The sequence below is a fragment of the Streptomyces albus subsp. albus genome (assembly GCF_000719865.1).
In the GTDB taxonomy this organism is placed as follows: Bacteria; Actinomycetota; Actinomycetes; order Streptomycetales; family Streptomycetaceae; genus Streptomyces; species Streptomyces albus_E.
Window position 1 is genome coordinate 165406 of sequence record NZ_JOID01000007.1, and the last position, 16163, is coordinate 181568.

At 75.3% G+C, this 16163-nt stretch carries 9 protein-coding genes and 1 pseudogene; 4 read left to right on the plus strand and 6 right to left on the minus strand.

The annotated features are described in order from the left end of the window. Positions 1-23: 23 nt before the first annotated feature. The 5 genes and pseudogenes from IF83_RS0108470 to IF83_RS30005 all read right to left on the minus strand — a co-directional run bounded on the left by IF83_RS0108470 (position 24) and on the right by IF83_RS30005 (position 5175). Positions 24-737 carry a D-sedoheptulose-7-phosphate isomerase gene (locus tag IF83_RS0108470; RefSeq protein WP_078843301.1) on the minus strand — a complete coding sequence of 238 codons (714 nt, stop codon included), beginning with the start codon at positions 735-737 and terminating at the stop codon, positions 24-26. A 70-nt stretch (positions 738-807) separates the two neighbouring features. Beyond that, positions 808-2055, minus strand: coding sequence for a glycosyltransferase (locus IF83_RS0108475; RefSeq protein WP_030543453.1), 1248 nt, complete (start codon positions 2053-2055; stop codon positions 808-810). Next, complete coding sequence (locus IF83_RS0108480; RefSeq protein ID WP_030543454.1) at positions 2052-3017, minus strand: glycosyltransferase; 966 nt, start codon at positions 3015-3017, stop codon at positions 2052-2054. The genes IF83_RS0108475 and IF83_RS0108480 overlap by 4 nt, the downstream gene beginning before the upstream one ends. 425 nt (positions 3018-3442) lie before the next feature. Then, positions 3443-4435: pseudogene (locus IF83_RS0108485) on the minus strand (glycosyltransferase family 9 protein); the annotation flags it as partial. Further along, positions 4435-5175 carry a D-glycero-alpha-D-manno-heptose-1,7-bisphosphate 7-phosphatase gene (locus IF83_RS30005; protein WP_208605856.1) on the minus strand — a complete coding sequence of 247 codons (741 nt, stop codon included), beginning with the start codon at positions 5173-5175 and terminating at the stop codon, positions 4435-4437. The pseudogene IF83_RS0108485 and the gene IF83_RS30005, both read right to left, overlap by 1 nt. Positions 5176-6097: 922 nt before the next feature. Between IF83_RS30005 and IF83_RS0108495 the strand changes: the two genes are divergently transcribed. Then, entirely contained in the window at positions 6098-7528 is a 1431-nt protein-coding gene (locus IF83_RS0108495; protein WP_051722579.1) for an SGNH/GDSL hydrolase family protein, read from the plus strand. 56 nt (positions 7529-7584) lie between these two features. On the opposite strand, the gene IF83_RS0108500 is transcribed toward IF83_RS0108495, so the two are convergent. Beyond that, positions 7585-8598, minus strand: coding sequence for a LacI family DNA-binding transcriptional regulator (locus IF83_RS0108500; protein WP_030543458.1), 1014 nt, complete (start codon positions 8596-8598; stop codon positions 7585-7587). A 419-nt stretch (positions 8599-9017) separates the two neighbouring features. Between IF83_RS0108500 and IF83_RS0108505 the strand changes: the two genes are divergently transcribed. From IF83_RS0108505 to IF83_RS0108515, 3 genes are all read left to right on the plus strand, one after another. Continuing rightward, a complete protein-coding gene (locus IF83_RS0108505; protein WP_030543459.1) occupies positions 9018-9983 on the plus strand; it encodes a glycoside hydrolase family 6 protein in 966 nt (321 codons plus the stop codon). Between the two features lie 302 nt (positions 9984-10285). After that, positions 10286-15541: a DUF3320 domain-containing protein gene (locus IF83_RS35265; protein ID WP_030543460.1), complete on the plus strand. Its 5256-nt coding sequence runs from the start codon at positions 10286-10288 to the stop codon at positions 15539-15541. A 266-nt stretch (positions 15542-15807) separates the two neighbouring features. After that, complete coding sequence (locus tag IF83_RS0108515) at positions 15808-16158, plus strand: VOC family protein (RefSeq protein WP_030543461.1); 351 nt, start codon at positions 15808-15810, stop codon at positions 16156-16158. Positions 16159-16163 lie beyond the last annotated feature (5 nt).

The window sequence follows — 16163 nt, forward strand, 5'->3', positions numbered from 1 at the left end:
GGCGGCGCCGCAGGCGGCGGTCCTCATGCGATGTCCCGCCAGGGGCGCACCGTCGCGGTCCGCACGCCGTTCACATGTCCGTTCACGTGTCCGTTCCGGGCGGCGCGGGACCCGGGCTCCGGGGCGGCGGGTGCTCCTGCCGCCGCGGCGGCCGCCGCCGGCACCGCCGCCGCAGAGTCGAACGCCGCGCACAGCAGGTGCAGCGCCACCAGATGCGCCTCCTGCACCGTCGCCGTGCTGTCCGCGTCGACGCACAGCGCCTCGCCGGCCCGGGCGGCGAGCGGGTTGGGCCGGGGCCCGGTCATCGCCCACACCCGCAGTCCGGCGGCGCGCGCGGTGTCGGCGGCGGCGAGCAGGTTGGGGCTGCGCCCGGACGTCGACATCAGGACGAGGACGTCACCCGGCCGCCCGTGCGCGGCGACCTGGCGCGCGTACAGTTCCTCGAAGCCGTAGTCGTTGCCGATGGCGGTGACGGTGGACGTCTCGGCGTGCAGGGCGATCGCCGAGTACGCGGGACGCTCCCGCTGGAAGCGGCCGACGAGTTCGGCGGTGAGGTGCTGGGCCTGTGCGGCGCTGCCGCCGTTGCCCGCGGCGAGCAGCCGGCCGCCCACGGGGAGGACGGCGGCGAGGTGTTCGCCCCAGGCGGTGATCAGGCCGAGGTCCCGGTCGCGGAGCCGGCCGAGGGCGTCCTGGAGCGACTGGCAGTGTGCGTGTGCTGCGCGCAGCGTGTCCGTCATGCGTTCGTCCTCCCAGAAGAACAAGAGTTCGGTGGCGCGGCCGCGAAAGCGGCGCGGCGCGGGGCGCGGTTCAGGCCGCTCCGGTCACGGCGGCGGGGCGCAGGGCGAGCACGTCCCGGTAGACGGTCTCGGTGGCGGCCGCGACCCGGTTCCAGCCGAAGCGGAGGAGGGCGCGGCGGCGCCCGGCGAGCCCGCACGCCTCGCGCAGCTCCGGGTTGCGCAGCAGCGCGGAGGCGGCGGCCGCGAGGGCCGCGGGGTCGCCCGGCGGCACGAGCCGCCCGGTGCCCGGGTCGGCGACGGAGTCCATCTGGCCGCCGACGGCGCTGGCCACCACGGGGGTTCCGCAGGCCATGGCCTCCAGCGGCACGATGCCGAACGGCTCGTAGTCGGCCGGGCAGAGGACGAGGTCGGCACCGCGCAGCAGCGCGGGCACGTCCTCCGGCGGTACTCCGCCGGTGAAGCGCACCCGGTCGGCCACGCCCGCCTTCCGGGCGAGCGCGCGCAGCCGGCGCACCTCCGGGTCCGCGCCGATGCGGTGCGGCGGCGGGCCGCCCGCGATGACGAGTTCGGCATCCGGCAGCAGGGCGAGCGCGGCGATCGACACAGCCGCTCCCTTGCGCGGCACGAGCCGCCCGATCTGCAGCAGCCGGTGTGGCAGCGGCCCGCGGGGCGCGGCGGGCCCGTCGGGGGTGAACCGCTCGGTGTCGACGCCGCAGGGGACGACGGAGATCCGCCCGGCGGGGATGCCCATGGTGATGAGTTCCGCGACCTCGTCGCGGCAGGTGGCGATGATCCGGTCGCTGCTCTCGCCGATCTCCGTCTCCAGCAGGATCCGCTCCGGCGGGCTGGTGTCGGCGCCGCCCTGGTGGCGCTTCTTGACGGCGCCGAGGGCGTGGTACGTGTGCGCGACCGGCACGCCGGTCTCGCGGGCGGCTTGCAGCGTGGCCAGCCCGGACATCCAGAAGTGCGAGTGCGCCAGGTCGGGGGGCGCGAGCTCCCACTGCCGGGCGAGGCGCCGGCCGAACTCGGGCATGTAGGGCAGCAGTTCGTCCTTGGGGAGCTCCCGCGCGGGCCCGGCCGGCACATGGCACACCTCGACGCCCGGGCGCAGCGGTACACGGTCGGGCAGGTCGGGCGCATCGCGCCGGGTGTGGACGGTGACCCTGTGGCCGCGGTCGGCGAGGGCGCCGGCGAGGTGCGCCACATGGACGTTCTGTCCGCCCGCGTCGACTCCGCCGAGGACGGCCAGCGGACTGGCGTGCTCGGATATGAGGGCGATGGCGAGGGAGCCCGCGCCGCTCCGGACGGTGACGGTCATCGGGTGACCTCCTCGATCAGGTGCTCCCAGTCGCTCAGGAAGCGCTTGAGGCCGTAGCGTTCGAGGGCGGCGGTGCGGGCCCGCGCCCCGTCCTCGGCGGCCGCCGCGGGGTCGTCCAGATAGGCGCGGGCGGCGCGGGCCAGTTCCTCGGGCCGCGTCGAGACGAAGCCGGCTCCGGCGGGGACGGCCTCCACGGCCTCGGTGGTGGCGAGGGCGACCACCGGCATCCCGAGGTGCATGGCCTCCAGCAGGGAGAGCCCGAGGGAGGTCCAGCGGACCGGGTGGAGGTAGAGCCGGCGCCGCGCCATGGCGGTGTGCAGTTCGCTCTGCGGCAGGTCCCGGACCCGGCAGCGCTCCTCGTCCAGCCCGAGGTGCGCCGGAAGTCCTTCGGTGCGCATGCCGAAGACATCCAGGGGCGCGGCCGCGCTCAGGTGGGGCAGCAGGTCGGTGCCGGTGGTGCGGCCGCGGCGGACGGGTTCGTTGACGACGACGGCCGCGCGCTCCACCTCGCCGGTGTAGAGGTGGCCGGGGTCGACGATGCCGTGTTCGATCACGGCGGTGCGGGTGGATCCGTTGTCCCAGAACAGCCGGTTGAAGTGGGTGACGTGGACGAGGGTCAGGCCGGCCCGGTCCGCGGCCGGGTGGCGGGTGTGGGGGACGTCGCCGTCGGGCGCGTTGTGCTCCAGGTAGACGGCCGGGACGTCCCGGCCGGGCCGCCGCCCGCCGAGCCAGCGCTCGGCGAGCTCCGCCTCGTGCGGCCGCTGGAGGACGACGAGGTCCACGGGTTCGTCGCGCAGCTGCTCGGGGGTGCGTTCGAGGACGGAGTCCGGCCAGGCCCAGGTGCGGGCGCGGCCGAGGCCGTCGGGGCCGCGGCCGGGCAGGACGGGCACCAGATAGGTGTGCGGGCCCTGGACGAACGCCGTCGTCCAGGAACCGTGCACGTGCCAGAGCAGGATGTTCATGCGGTCCTCCACTCCGGGTCTCCGGTGGCCGGTGCGGCCGGCCCGGCCGGGCAGGCGGTCGGCACCGTGGGGCGGGGCGGCGCGGCGCGCTCGGGCGGCGCTGCGGGGTCGGGCGGGGCCACGGGGTCGGCCGGGCCCGCGCCGTCGGGCAGGATCGTTGACACGGGCGGCGCCCCGGGGTCGCCGCGGGGAGCGGCAGACGCGGGGTCGCGGGACGGGGCGGCCGGTGCCGGACCGCCACACGGGACGGCCGACGCGGGGTCGCTGTACGGGGCGGGGCGGGAGGCGGGCCCGGATCCGGCCGCCGGCGGGGGTGCGGCCGACCGCCCCGGCGCGGCCTGCCGCTCGGGCACCACTGCCGTCCGCGGCGCCGCCGCCCGCTCGGACGCCGCCGCGGGCCGCGCCGGGCCTTCGGTCGACGTGCCCGTCAACCTCCCCACGGCGGACAGCAGTTCGGCGTCCGTCACCGAGTCCAGGCACGGATGCCCGGGTACGGGACACTCGCGGGCGCGGGTCCCGGCGCACGGCGCGTCCTGCCGTCCCAGCACTACGTGCGGCACCCCGTACGGCGCCCAGCGCTCGGCGGGCACGACCGGTGCGAACAGGCAGACGACGGGCGCGCCGACGGCCGCCGCCAGGTGCGAGGGCCCGGTGTTGCCGGTGACGACCGCCCGGGCGCGGGACAGGACCCCGGCCAGCTCGCGCAGGTCCGTGCGCCCCCCGAGGTCGAGCCCGTACTCCCCCGCGACGGCCGCGGTGAGTTCCTTCTCTCCCGGGCCGCCGGTGACGACGACCCGGTGCCCGGCCGCGTCGAGCGCCGCCACGGCGCGCGCGGCCCGCTCGGGGCTCCAGGCGCGGGCGGGGACGGCGGCCCCGGGGTGGACGACGAGGTACGGGTCCTCCCCGGTGAGGTGGGTGGTGTCGGCGGTGTCGCGCACCCGCAGGGCCCCGTCGTCGCCGGCCGGCAGGGCGAAGCCGGCCGCCTCCGCGAGCGCCAGCGCGGCCCGCGCCTCGTGCTGCGCGGCCGCGCGCCGGTGACGCAGATCGAGCAGCGATCCGGGGTAGTGCTCGCTGTCGGCGGCGATCCAGCGCACGCCGGCCATGCGCAGCAGCAGCGCGATGGGCAGCGGGCTCTGGTGGTACGAGGCCAGGATGAGCGCCCGGTCGAAGCGTCCCGCCGATACGGCCTCGATCAGCGCCTCGTGATCGCCCCGGCGCACCGGCGGCGGCTCCAGGCCGACCCACGGCGCGTCGTACACGAGGACGTCGTCGACCCCCGGGAGCAGCCGCGCGGCCTGCTCGCCCTGCGGCCCGCAGAGCATCGCGGTGTACGAGGAACCGTGCGCGGCCGCGCGTACCGCGGGGCCGGCGAGCAGGACGTCTCCGGCGCTGTCGAGACGGACGACGAGGGTGCGTATCACGCGGCGCTCCCTTCGCCGGACGGACCGTCCGCTTCCCCGGAGGGACGGCCTTCGCGGGAGGGAGGGGAAGGACGGCGGTCCTCGCGGGACCGACGGTCCAGTCCGGACGGAAGGTCCAGTCCGGACGGCGGGCGGCCCAGCGCCACGCGCACCGCCGCCAGCAGGTCGGCCGCGCGCTCCGGGGCCGCGTCGGTCTCCTCGGCACGGGTCACGGGGGTGGGCACCAGTACGCCCCGGGCGCCGGCCGCGCGGGCCGCACCCAGGTCGGCGCCGATGTCGCCGATGACGACCGTCTCCTCCGGCGCCACACCGAGCCGCGCGCAGGCGGCGAACACCAGTCCGGGCGCCGGCTTCCGGCAGGGGCAGCCGTCGCCGGGCCCGTGCGGGCAGACGGCCCACACCCCGAACGGTCCGAGCAGTTCCTCGACCCGCCGCCGCACGGCTTCGACCTGCCGCCGGGTGAGGAGCCCGCGGGCCACCCCGGACTGGTTGCTCACCACGCCGACGGCCACGCCCCGGGCCCGTACCGCCTCCAGCGCTTCGCGGGCGTGCGGCATCAGGCGTACGAGCGCGGGGTCGCCGTTGTACGGAACGTCCTCGACGAGCGTGCCGTCGCGGTCGAACAGGACGGCTCGCGTCGCGCCGGCGGGCGCGAGAGGCGTTCGCGGCGGCTCACCGGGAGCGTAGAGCCACGGGCCCTCGGGCGGCGCCGGGACTTCGTGGGGGGTTGTAGTGATCGGCACGACGGCGCGGGTAGCCCGAGAGCCGCTCCGCAAACACGGTCAAACGCCACGAGGAGTCACTGTGGCCGGACCGCCCAGTACATCGCTCCTGGTCGCGACGGTAACCAGGGCCGATTACCGGACATGCGCCCCTCCGTGCCCGGTCGGCGCCCTCCCGGATCCTCCGCCTCCGGCAGCCCTTCCGGACCGGCGGCGGTGCGGCGTCCGGCGTCCGGCTCCGGCGAGACAGCCGGCCGGGCGGTGAGCTGAGACCCGGGCCGCACCCCGGCCGAACGTCGACACGGCGCTGCACGCGCTTCGCGGCACGCGGCACGCGGCACGCGGCACGCGGCACGCGGCACGCGAGGGACAGTGCGCGGTGGACTGCACGCTGAGCGATGGGCGAGCGGTTGACGGAAAGCGGTACACGGAACGACGGGCCACGGGCCACGGGCGACGGGCGACGGGCGACGGGCGACGGGCGACGGGCGACGGGCGACGGGCGACGGGCGACGGTAAGCCGCAGCGGCCCGGCGGCACACCGTGCGGCCGGAGCCGGGAGCAGCACAGCGGTGTGGGTGTGGTCCCGCACCGGCGGCGCCGTTCCGCTCCGCCACCGCACCGCACCGCACCTCACCGGCCCCGCCGCCGCCCCGCCGCCACCTTGACCGCCGGATCGGATCGGTGCTTGCATCGGGCCTCACCAACGCGCCGCATTCCAGAGCGTGTTGACGGCCCTCGGGCCATCCGTGCTCCACGGCGGCACCGGCACCACCCAACACCCTTCCGCCAGGACGGCAGAGCCGCGCCCGTCGGACAACGTTGTCGAGAAGCCGCCCGCCCCGAAACCCCCGCCACCACCGCGGGCGCACCAGTCGTCCCGCCCGGCCCCTTCCCGCACCGCCCCCGACCACGCCACCGGCCCAGGAGGACCCCCATGAACTCCCCCGCCCACCCCGCCCCGCCCTCACCCCACGACTCGGCGCGGGCACCGCACCGGAGATCCCGCACGGCGGGAACCCGATCCGGCCGGCGCGAACCCGCCGCCCGACGGCTCCCGGCCCTCGCCGCCGGCCGCCTGGCCCGCCCCGTGGCCGCCGCTGCCGTCCTCGCCCTGGCGGCGGCACTGGCCCCGGCGGCCGCCCAGCCCGCCGCCGCTCACGGCACCCCGGCCCGGCCCGGCCCCGGCAAGAGCCGCGGCTGGGTCGCCGCCTGGGGCGCGAGCCAGGTGGCCGGCAGCACCATCCCCTGGAGCGACTGCCCGGCCGGTGAGGGGCTGGAGAACCAGACGGTCCGCAACGTCCTGTTCGTCAAGGGCGGCGGCAGCAGCGTCCGGGTCCGGGTCACCAACGCCTTCGGCACGCAGCCCGTCACGGTGGACAAGGTGACCGTCGCTCTCCAGGCCGAGGGCGCCGACGCCGTCCCCGGCACCCTGCGCACCCTGGCCTTCGGCGGGGACCGGGCCACCACCCTCGCTGCGGGAGAGGAACGGTTCAGCGACCCGGTCCGGATGCCCGTACGAGCGCTCTCGACTCTCCTCGTCAGCGTCCATGTCGACAAGGCGACCGGCCCCGTCGCCAACCACCCCTTCACCGCGCAGGGCAACTACCTGGCCGACGGCGACGAGGCGGCCGACCCCTCCGGCGATGACTACGCCGGCACGCCGTGCTGGATGCTCGTCAGCGGGGTGGACGTGCGCGGCGACCACCGCACGGTCGGCTCGGTGGTGGCCTTCGGCGACTCGATCACCGACACCGCGAGCACCACGGGCAACGCCAACCAGCGCTACCCGGACCATCTCGCCCGCCGCCTCCGGGCCCGCACGGGCCCGACCCTGTCGGTGGTCAACGCGGGCCTGGGCGGCAACCGCCTGCTCGCCGACCGCGAGGGCGAGCCGTACTACGGCGTCGCCGCCCTCTCCCGCATGGAGCGCGACGCCTTCGGACAGACCGGCGTCCGCTCGGTGATCCTGCTGGAGGGCGTCAACGACATCGGCTACGACGCCACGGCGGAGGAACTCATCGCCGGCTACCAGGCGTTCATCGAGGAGGGCCATCGCCACGGCGTGAAGGTGTACGGCGGAACACTGCTGCCCATGGCCGGCTCGCTCATCTGGACGGAGAGCCGCCAGGCCACGTGGGACGCGGTGAACCACTGGATCCGCACCTCGGGCGCGTTCGACGGCGTCATCGACTTCGCGGCGGCCACCGCCTCCCCCGGCGACCCCCTGACGCTCAACCCGGCCTACGACAGCGGCGATCACCTCCACCCCAACGACGCGGGCACCCGCGCGATGGCGGAGGCGGTCGACCTGGACCTGCTCCTCACGGACGCCCGCGGCCGCACCCCCGGCGCCGGCCGGCGCTGAGCGGTCACGACGCGGACGGCGGTGCCTCCCCCCGGACGTGAGCGGCGCCGCCGCCGTCAGGCGCTGGCGCGGACGACCAGCCGGGTGGGCAGGATCAGCGGGGTGGGGGTCTGCCCGCCCACGAGGGCGGCGAGCATGCGCGCCATCTCCCGCCCGAGGGCCTGTATGGGCTGATGCACGGTGGTGAGGGGCGGATCGGAGGCCTGCGCGGGGGCCAGGTCGTCGAAGCCGACCACGGCGACGTCGTCGGGCACCCTCCGGCCGGCCCCGCGCAACGTCCGCAGCGCGCCCACGCCCATGTTGTCGTTGGCGGCGAACACCCCGTCCACGTCGGGGTGTTCCGCCAGCAGCGCGGCCATGGCGGCGGCCCCGCTGCGCTCGGTGAAGTCCCCTTCCCGCGGCGGGAACGGTTCGAGCCCGGCCGCCAGCAGGGCGTCCCGGTACCCGCGGTACCGGGCGCGTCCGGCCTCGGTGTCCAGCCGCCCGCAGAGCGCGGCCACGCGCGTACGGCCGAGCGAGACGAGGTACTCGGCGGCCTCGCGCGCCCCGCCGGCGTTGTCGACGTCCACGTACCAGCGGGGCGCCGGACCGACCGGCCGTCCGCCGAACACGACGGGCACCGCGGCCTCCTCGGCCATCCGGGCCAGCGGGTCGCCCTCGCGCAGCGCCATCAGCATCACACCGTCGGCGATCTTGGAACGGAAGAGCTCCTCCACCCGTTTGCGGCCCCGGTCGGAGGCGGCCAGACACAGCATCAGATGCAGGTCCGCCTCCTCCAGGGCGGCCGACGCCCCGACGATCACCTGGGCGAAGAACGGATCGGCGAAGATCGAGGGATCCTCTCCCGAGACGACCAGGGCGGCCGCCCCCGTCTGCCGGGTGGCCAGCGCCCGGGCGGTGGGGTCGGGCACGTAACCGAGCTGCCGGACGGCGCGTTCGACCGCCTCGCGCTTGGCGCTGCTGACGTGCGGGGCGTTGTTGAGGGCCCGGGAGGCCACGGACCGGGACACGCCCGCGAGTCCCGCCACCTCGTCGAGCGTCGGTCGCCGACGCGGCGCATCCTCTGCCATGCCCTCGATCCCCTCGTTGCCGACCGGACGGCGTCCCATCCTCGCGCATTCGGCCGCCCCCGTCCCGCGGATGGGAGCCGGACCGGGCGAGAAAGCCCCGGCAGGAGAAAACTGGGACCGCTTCCAGCCGTGGCGGCCCTCACCTCCAGCCGCTTGACCGATCCTCACAATTGAACTCTTGACAGGGGAAACGGAGCGGCACAACGATACCGGTCACATGTCGAGGTGCGGCGCTGGAAGCGCTCTCGGTTGGAAGCGCTTCCAAACCGGCGCCGCACCACTCGCATGCCGTCCCCACCGGCCGGCCGGACAAGCCGCCGCCGTGCGGGGGCGCGGAACCACCGCACTTCCTTCAGCGCGTCGCACGCTCGGGACGAGGGCGGGCGGCGCATCCCCCACCAGGAATCCGAGGTACCGACATGCGCCGCAGACTTTCCGCCCTGGCGGCAGCGCTGTTAGCCCTGCCGCTCGCGCTGGCCGCCGCGCCGTCCGCCCACGCGGCCGACCCGACCGGCATGACCAGCGGGTTCTACGTGGACCCCGACTCCAGCGCCAAGCAGTGGGTCGCCGCCAACCCCGGTGACGGCCGGGCCGCCGAGATCGACTCCGCGATAGCCAACACCCCGATGGCCCGCTGGTTCGGCTCCTGGAGCGGCGCGATCGGCACCGCCACCGGCGCGTACGCGGGCGCCGCGGACAGCAAGGACAAGCTGCCCATTCTCGTCGCCTACAACGTCTACAACCGCGACTACTGCGGCGGGCACTCCGCGGGCGGCGCCTCCTCGCCGTCCGACTACGCGAACTGGATAGCCCAGTTCGCCGGAGGTATCGGGAACCGTCCGGCCGTCGTCATCCTGGAACCGGACTCCCTCGGGGACTACGGATGCATGAACCAGGCGCAGATCGACGAGCGCGAGGCCATGCTCACCGGCGCCCTCTCCGAGTTCAGCCGCCAGGCCCCCAACACCTGGGTCTACATGGACGCGGGCAACCCGGGCTGGGCCGACGCGGCGACCATGGCCCGCCGGCTGCACGAGGCGGGCCTCCCCCAGGCCCACGGCTTCTCGCTCAACGTCTCCAACTACTTCACCACGGGCGAGAACACCGCCTACGGCGACGCCGTCAACCGCGAACTGCGCGCCCGCTACGGCTACACCAAGCCGTTCGTGGTGGACACCAGCCGCAACGGCAACGGCTCCAACGGCGAGTGGTGCAACCCCTCGGGCCGCCGCATCGGCACGCCCACCCAGCTGGGCGGGGGCGCCGAGATGCTCCTGTGGATCAAGGCGCCGGGTGAGTCCGACGGCAACTGCGGCGTCGGCGGCGGCTCCTCGGCCGGCCAGTTCCTCCCCGAGGTGGCCTACAAGATGATCCACGGCTACTGATCCGGCCCGGCCCCGGACTCCCGCGCTCCCGTGGCCCGGCCGATCCCCGTCTCACGGCCGGGCCACGGGCGCTCCGGGTGACCGACCGCACCCACCGGACGGGCGCCGCCCTGGCACTGAGCTGTCAACCGGCGACGGAGAGCAACAGAAGACGTTCGTAACCTCTGTTCACAGCAACGAACGCGTATCGATGCCTGCCGTTTCGGGCATGTCGCCCTGCGCGAGCTGATAGGTAACTCCTGGTGGGGGGCGCCTTCGTGAGGGGAACCCCTGTTCACGAATGCCCTGGAGGTACCACCCCTATGCCCAGCCCGTCGATGACCGGCCCCGCGCATCCCGGCACCAGCGACCCCGGTGTCGACCGGCTGAGGAAGGTGCTCGGCGGCTGGCGCGACTCCCTGCTCGACATGGGCGGCCGCAACCGGCTGCTGAATTTCCGGCACACCCGGTCGACCACTCTGGAGCTCAAGTACCCGGAAGCCCCGGCTCTGTTGTCCGGTCTCGGCCGGGGCTGGGCCTTCGCGCCCGTCGAGGAGGACGAGGGCGCGGAGGCGCAGGACGGCGTGTCTCTCGCCAAGCGCGGTGACCGCCCGGCGGCGGACGCGGCACGACCGTCGCGGCAACGGCCGTCCCCGGCCGGTCTGGTGACGCAGAAGACCACCCAGGGCTCACTGGACGGCGCCCTGTGGCAGCTCCGCAGCAAGTCCGGCCAGATGTTCAACGACTACGGCCTCTGGGTGCTCTGGCTGGGCGTCGGCATGGTCGAGTGGCGCGAGCCCGGCGCGCAGGAGGCGAGTGCCGCCCCGCTGCTGCTCGTCCCCGTGGAGCTCCGCCGCGACGGCCGGGGCACCGGCAGCAGGCTGTACCCGGCCGAGGGCCAGGACCGGATGCACAATCCCGCGCTGGCGGTCCGGCTGGAGCGGATGGGGGTCGACTGGAGCGAGGTCACGGGTACGGACACGGGCGACGCCCGCGCCGTGCTCACCGCCGCCCGCGAGGCCGCCGCCCGGCAGAAGGGCTGGAAGGTCGAGGACCGGGTCGTGCTCGGCCTCTTCGCCTCGCACAAGGAGGCGATGTACCAGGACCTCCAGCAGAACGAGGAGCAGATCCTCGCCCACCCGCTGGTGCGCGCCGTCGCGCTGGGCCCGGACTCCGGCCTGCCCGCCGACGTGATCGGTTTTGAACCGCCGGAGCTGGAGCGGATCGACGAGGTCCAGCTCCCCGAGAAGATACCGCTGGTCCTGGACGCGGACGCCTCCCAGCGTCAGTGCATCGCCGCCGCGCTGGACGGGCGTTCCTTCGTCATGAGCGGTCCACCCGGCACCGGCAAGAGCCAGACGATCACCAACATGGTCGCCGCGCTCATGCACGCGGGCCGCAGCGTCCTCTTCGTCAGCGAGAAAGCGGCCGCCCTCGACGTCGTGCGCAACCGGCTCCGCGGCGTCGGGCTCGGCGACTTCGTCCTGGCCCTGCACAGCGGTGACACCTCCAAGAAGGCCGTGGCGACCGAGCTGGCGCGGGTCCTGACGACCGAGGTGCGGGTCACGGGTGCGGCGGCCCACGAGCTGGACCACGCCCGCCGGCTGCGCGAGGAGCTCTCCGCCTACGCCGCCGCGATGAACGAGGTCCGCGAGCCGCTGGGGCGCACGCTGCACGACGTCCTCGGCCGTCTCGTCCTGCTGGAGCAGGCCGGCACTCCGCCGCTCACACTGGGCGGGGCGAACGCACGGCCGGTGCGCGGGCTCGCCGCCGCCGCACTGCAGGACCTGCTGGTGGCCGCCGGAGCGGTCAGCCGGTCCTGGCGCCCGGCCGCCGACGGCGAGGAGTTCGCCTGGCGCGGACTGGCCGTCGCCACGGACACCGGTACGGCCGTCACCCCGAACACCGGCACGGACACCGGCACGCGGAGCGCGCCCGCCCCCGGAGCCGCGGGGGCCTCACCGCTCGCCGTGGCCGAGGAAGCCGCCGAGGCGCTGGACGACGTGCGCGCCGCGGCCGTACGCCGCCCGTTCGCCGGCACGCTCGCCGAGCCGGGCACCGTTCACGAGCTCCGGCAGATCATCCGCACCCTCCGCGCGGGCCTCCCCGAGCGCGCCCCCTCCCCCGGTGCGGGGCTCCCCGCGGACCCCTCCGCCTCCCTCACCGGTCTCGCCGGCCATTTCGGGATGCCGGAGCCCGAGGGCCCCGAGGAGGCGTTCGCCCTCTGCGAGCTGGCCGATCTGACCGCCTCCGCCGACCGTCCGCCCCGCGCCTGGTTCGACGCCGCCACCCTGCGCCGTGCCCACGAGGCCGCCCGCGAGCTCCGCGAGGCCCTGGCCGCCGAGGACGAGGCCCGCGCGGCGGCGGAGGACGTCTTCGGCGAACAGGTCCTCGCCGAGACCGGACTCCCGGAGCTGGTACGGCGCTTCGCGGAGGACCACCGCGGTCTCATGGCCCGCTTCTCCGCCCGTTACAAGGCGGACCGCGCCGCCGTCACCGCGCTCACCCGGGACGGCACCTGGGAGAAGTCGCTGCCGGGCCGGCTGGAGCAGGCGCTCGCCTGGCAGCGGGCCGCCGCGGAGACCGCCCGGCTCGTGGCCGCGCACACGGACTTGCTTGCGGCCCGCACCCCCCGCGGCACCGCCGGCCTGGCGGCACTGGACCGGGCCCTGGCGGCGGCCGGCCGCATCGCCGAGCTGACCGCCCGCGCCGAGGTCCCGGACCGCCCGGCCGCCGCGCTGGCCGACGATGCCGCCCCGGAGGAGCTGCCGCGCCTGCTCGCCGCGAGCATCAGGAACGCGCTGGCCGACTGGTGCGACGCCGCCGAGACACGCGCGACCCGCTGGACCGGGGCCGCCACCGCGCTGCGCGATCTCTTCGACACCGGCCGCCGGGCGCAGCTCTCACCGCTCCTCCTCGGCGACCTGGGCCGGGCCCGGCAGGCCGTGGACGCCCTGCGCGCCGACCGCCGCGGCCCGGAGGAGTGGCAGGCGTACCGGGCCGGCCTCGCCGTACTGGCCCGGCACGGCGCCGACGAGCTCGTCACCCGGGCCGCCGAACGCGCCGTCCCCCCGGCCCGGTTGCCCGAGGTCGTCGAGCAGGCCGTGCTGCGGGCCTGGGCGGACGGTGTCCTCGCCACCGACGAGCGGCTGCGCACCACCCGCTCCGAGGACCTGGACGCCCGGGTCGCCGGCTTCCAGGAGGCCGACCGCCGCCTGGTCTCCGCCGCCCACGGCGCCGTCATCGAGGCGTGCAACCGGCGCCGGCCACGCTCCTTCGGCGGCGGCGAACCGGCCGTGATCACCCACGAGGCGGGAAAGAAGACCCGCCACATGCCGGTCCGCGAGCTGCTGGGCCGGACCCGCGACACCGTGCAGGCCATCAAGCCGTGCTTCATGATGAGCCCGCTGACGGTCAGCCAGCACCTCCCGGCCGACTACCACTTCGACGTGGTGATCTTCGACGAGGCGTCACAGGTCCGCCCCGGCGACGCGGTCAACTGCATCTACCGGGGCCGTTCCCTGGTCGTCGCCGGTGACTCCCGGCAGCTCCCGCCCACCTCGTTCTTCGACTCGGCCGTCGAGGACGACTCCGACGAGTACGACCCGGACGTCCCCGACTCCTTCGAGTCCCTGCTGGACGCCTGCAAGGCGGGCGCCCTGCGCGAGCTGCCGCTGCGCTGGCACTACCGCAGCCGCCACGAGGACCTCATCACCTTCAGCAACCGCTCGTTCTACGAGCGCTCCATGGTGACCTTCCCCGGCGCCCTGGACGAGGGCAATGACGTCGGCGTGGCCTTCATCGGGGCCGACGGCGTCTACGACCGGGGCGGACGGCGCGACAACCGGCGCGAGGCCGAACTCGTCGCCGAGCGCGTCCTGCACCACTTCGACACCCGTCCCGGCCGCACCCTGGGCGTCGTCGCCCTCTCCCAGGCCCAGGCGTCCGCCATCGACCTGGCCGTCCAGCAGGCACGGATCTCCCGCCCCGACCTGGACCACTGCTTCACCGAGGACCGGCTCGACGGCTTCTTCGTCAAGAACCTCGAATCGGTGCAGGGCGACGAGCGCGACGTGATGATCATGTCCATCGGCTACGGCCCCGACGAACACGGCAAGCTGGGCCTGAACTTCGGCCCGATCAACAAGGACGGCGGCTGGCGCCGGCTCAACGTGGCCGTCACCCGGGCCCGTTACCGCATGGAGGTCGTCGCCTCCTTCCACGGCGGCGCGCTCGCCGACAGCGCCAATGAGAGCGTCCAGCACCTCAAGCGCTATCTGGCCTACGCGGAGAACGGCCCCGCCGTGCTCGCGCAGGACGTCGTCCAGGACGAGGACGCCGCGCCCGACAGCCCGTTCGAGGAGTCCGTGCTGGCGGTGCTGCGCGGCTGGGGTTACCGGGTCCAGCCGCAGGTCGGCGTCGCCGGCTACCGCATCGACATCGGCGTGCGCCACCCGGAGCTGCCCGGCTCCTACGCGCTGGGCATCGAGTGCGACGGCGCCATGTACCACTCGTCCCGGACCGCCCGCGACCGCGACCGGCTCCGGGAACAAGTCCTGGCCGGCCTGGGCTGGCGGCTGCACCGCATCTGGGGAACCGACTGGTACCGGGGCCGCGAGGCGGCGGAGCAGCGGCTGCGCGAGGCGGTCGAACAGGCGGTGAAGCAGGGGCCGTTGAGCGCGACGGCGACAGCCGCGGCAGCGGCACCGACGGCGGCGGCCGTCCTGTCGGGGACCGCGGCGGCGGACCCGGCGACGGCCGCGGCAGCGGCGCCGGCCGTGGCCCCGCCGGACACCGCCGCCGGAAGCACCGCCGGAAGCACCGCCGGATTCGCCGCAGGCCACGCCGCCGGCACCTCCACCGCGAACGCGACGGCCACGGCCGTCGCCCCGGCACCGTACGGCGGTCCGCCCTCCGGCCCCGACGAGCCCCGGCACCGGGTTCCGCTCCCCCGGAGCCCGGAAGCCGCGGGCGCCGCCGCCTCCGCACCCGTCGAGCACGAGCGGGTCCCGGTCTCCGCGCCGGACCGCCCGTGGAGCGCCCCGTACCAGAGCTTCGTCGGCACGGTCGCGTCCCCGTACGAGCTGCACACCGAGGAGGCCCGCCCGGCCTTGCAGCGCCTGCTGACGGTCATCGTGCGGACCGAGGGCCCCCTGCACGAGGACCTGCTCATCACCCGCACCCGCGAGGCCTGGGGAACCGCCCGGGCCGGCAACCGCATCCGGGACAACATTCGCACGGTGCTCCGCGGCCTCTCCCGGGCGAACGTCGTCCTCTTCAGCGGAGACTTCGTGGACGCGGTCGGTGGCGACGAGCTCCAGGCCCGCCTTCACCCCGAGGACGAGCCCGTGCGGAAGTTCGCGCACGTGGCCCCCGACGAGCGGAAGCTCGCGCTGTACGAGCTGGCGGCGGAGTGCCCCGGCATGACCGGCGAGGAGTTGGTGCGGCAGACCTGCGACTACTTCGGCTGGCGCCGGGTGACCAAGGACACCCGGGCAGGCCTGGAGGCCGATATCGCGGACCTGTGCGCCCAGAGGAGACTCCGCAACGTCGACGGCCGTATCCGGGCGGTGCGTTAGCCCGGCCTTCGGGAACGGGCCTCCAACTCCTCCGGGGGCCCGTCTTCGCTGTCGGTGACCGAGGGCGGGCAGGCACGGGCTCCGGGCTCGGCCTCGGCGGCGTCCCGCATCGGCCCCGCCCCGGCGGGCCGGGGGCTCCGCTGCCGTCCGGCGCCACGGGAGCGGACCATCGGCCGAGATCCGTTGCGAAAGTGTGTGCGGATTCGGGCATCCCGTAGTACTCCTGGAAGCCCCGGAGAAACACCCGTTACCACTTGGAGTCATCGATGGCCGTTCGCCGAGTCATGCCCGTCCTCCGGTCGGGCGCAGCACAGGAGAAGAACCGGGAGTTCTACGGTCTGCTGGGTTTCGAGGAGGTCATGGACCTGGGCTGGATCATGACGCTCGCCTCGCCGTCCACCCCGGCGGCCCAGGTCGGCTTCATGACCGGCGACAAGACCGCGCCGGTCACGCCGGACATGAGCGTGGAGGTGGACGACGTGGACGCGGCCTACGCCGTCATGCGGGACAGCGGCGCGGAGATCGTGCACCCCTTGCAGGACGAGGAGTGGGGTGTACGGCGCTTCTTCGTCCGCGACCCCGACGGCCGTGTGATCAATGTGCTGAGCCACCGCTGACAGCG

Bases quoted from the DNA above. Each gene is read 5' to 3' on its own strand.
- IF83_RS0108470 (WP_078843301.1), bottom strand. From the start codon at position 737: ATGACGGACACGCTGCGCGCAGCACACGCACACTGCCAGTCGCTCCAG.
- IF83_RS0108475 (WP_030543453.1), bottom strand. From the start codon at position 2,055: ATGACCGTCACCGTCCGGAGCGGCGCGGGCTCCCTCGCCATCGCCCTC.
- IF83_RS0108480 (WP_030543454.1), bottom strand. From the start codon at position 3,017: ATGAACATCCTGCTCTGGCACGTGCACGGTTCCTGGACGACGGCGTTC.
- IF83_RS0108495 (WP_051722579.1), top strand. From the start codon at position 6,098: ATGAACTCCCCCGCCCACCCCGCCCCGCCCTCACCCCACGACTCGGCG.
- IF83_RS0108500 (WP_030543458.1), bottom strand. From the start codon at position 8,598: ATGGCAGAGGATGCGCCGCGTCGGCGACCGACGCTCGACGAGGTGGCG.
- IF83_RS0108505 (WP_030543459.1), top strand. From the start codon at position 9,018: ATGCGCCGCAGACTTTCCGCCCTGGCGGCAGCGCTGTTAGCCCTGCCG.
- IF83_RS35265 (WP_030543460.1), top strand. From the start codon at position 10,286: ATGCCCAGCCCGTCGATGACCGGCCCCGCGCATCCCGGCACCAGCGAC.
- IF83_RS0108515 (WP_030543461.1), top strand. From the start codon at position 15,808: ATGGCCGTTCGCCGAGTCATGCCCGTCCTCCGGTCGGGCGCAGCACAG.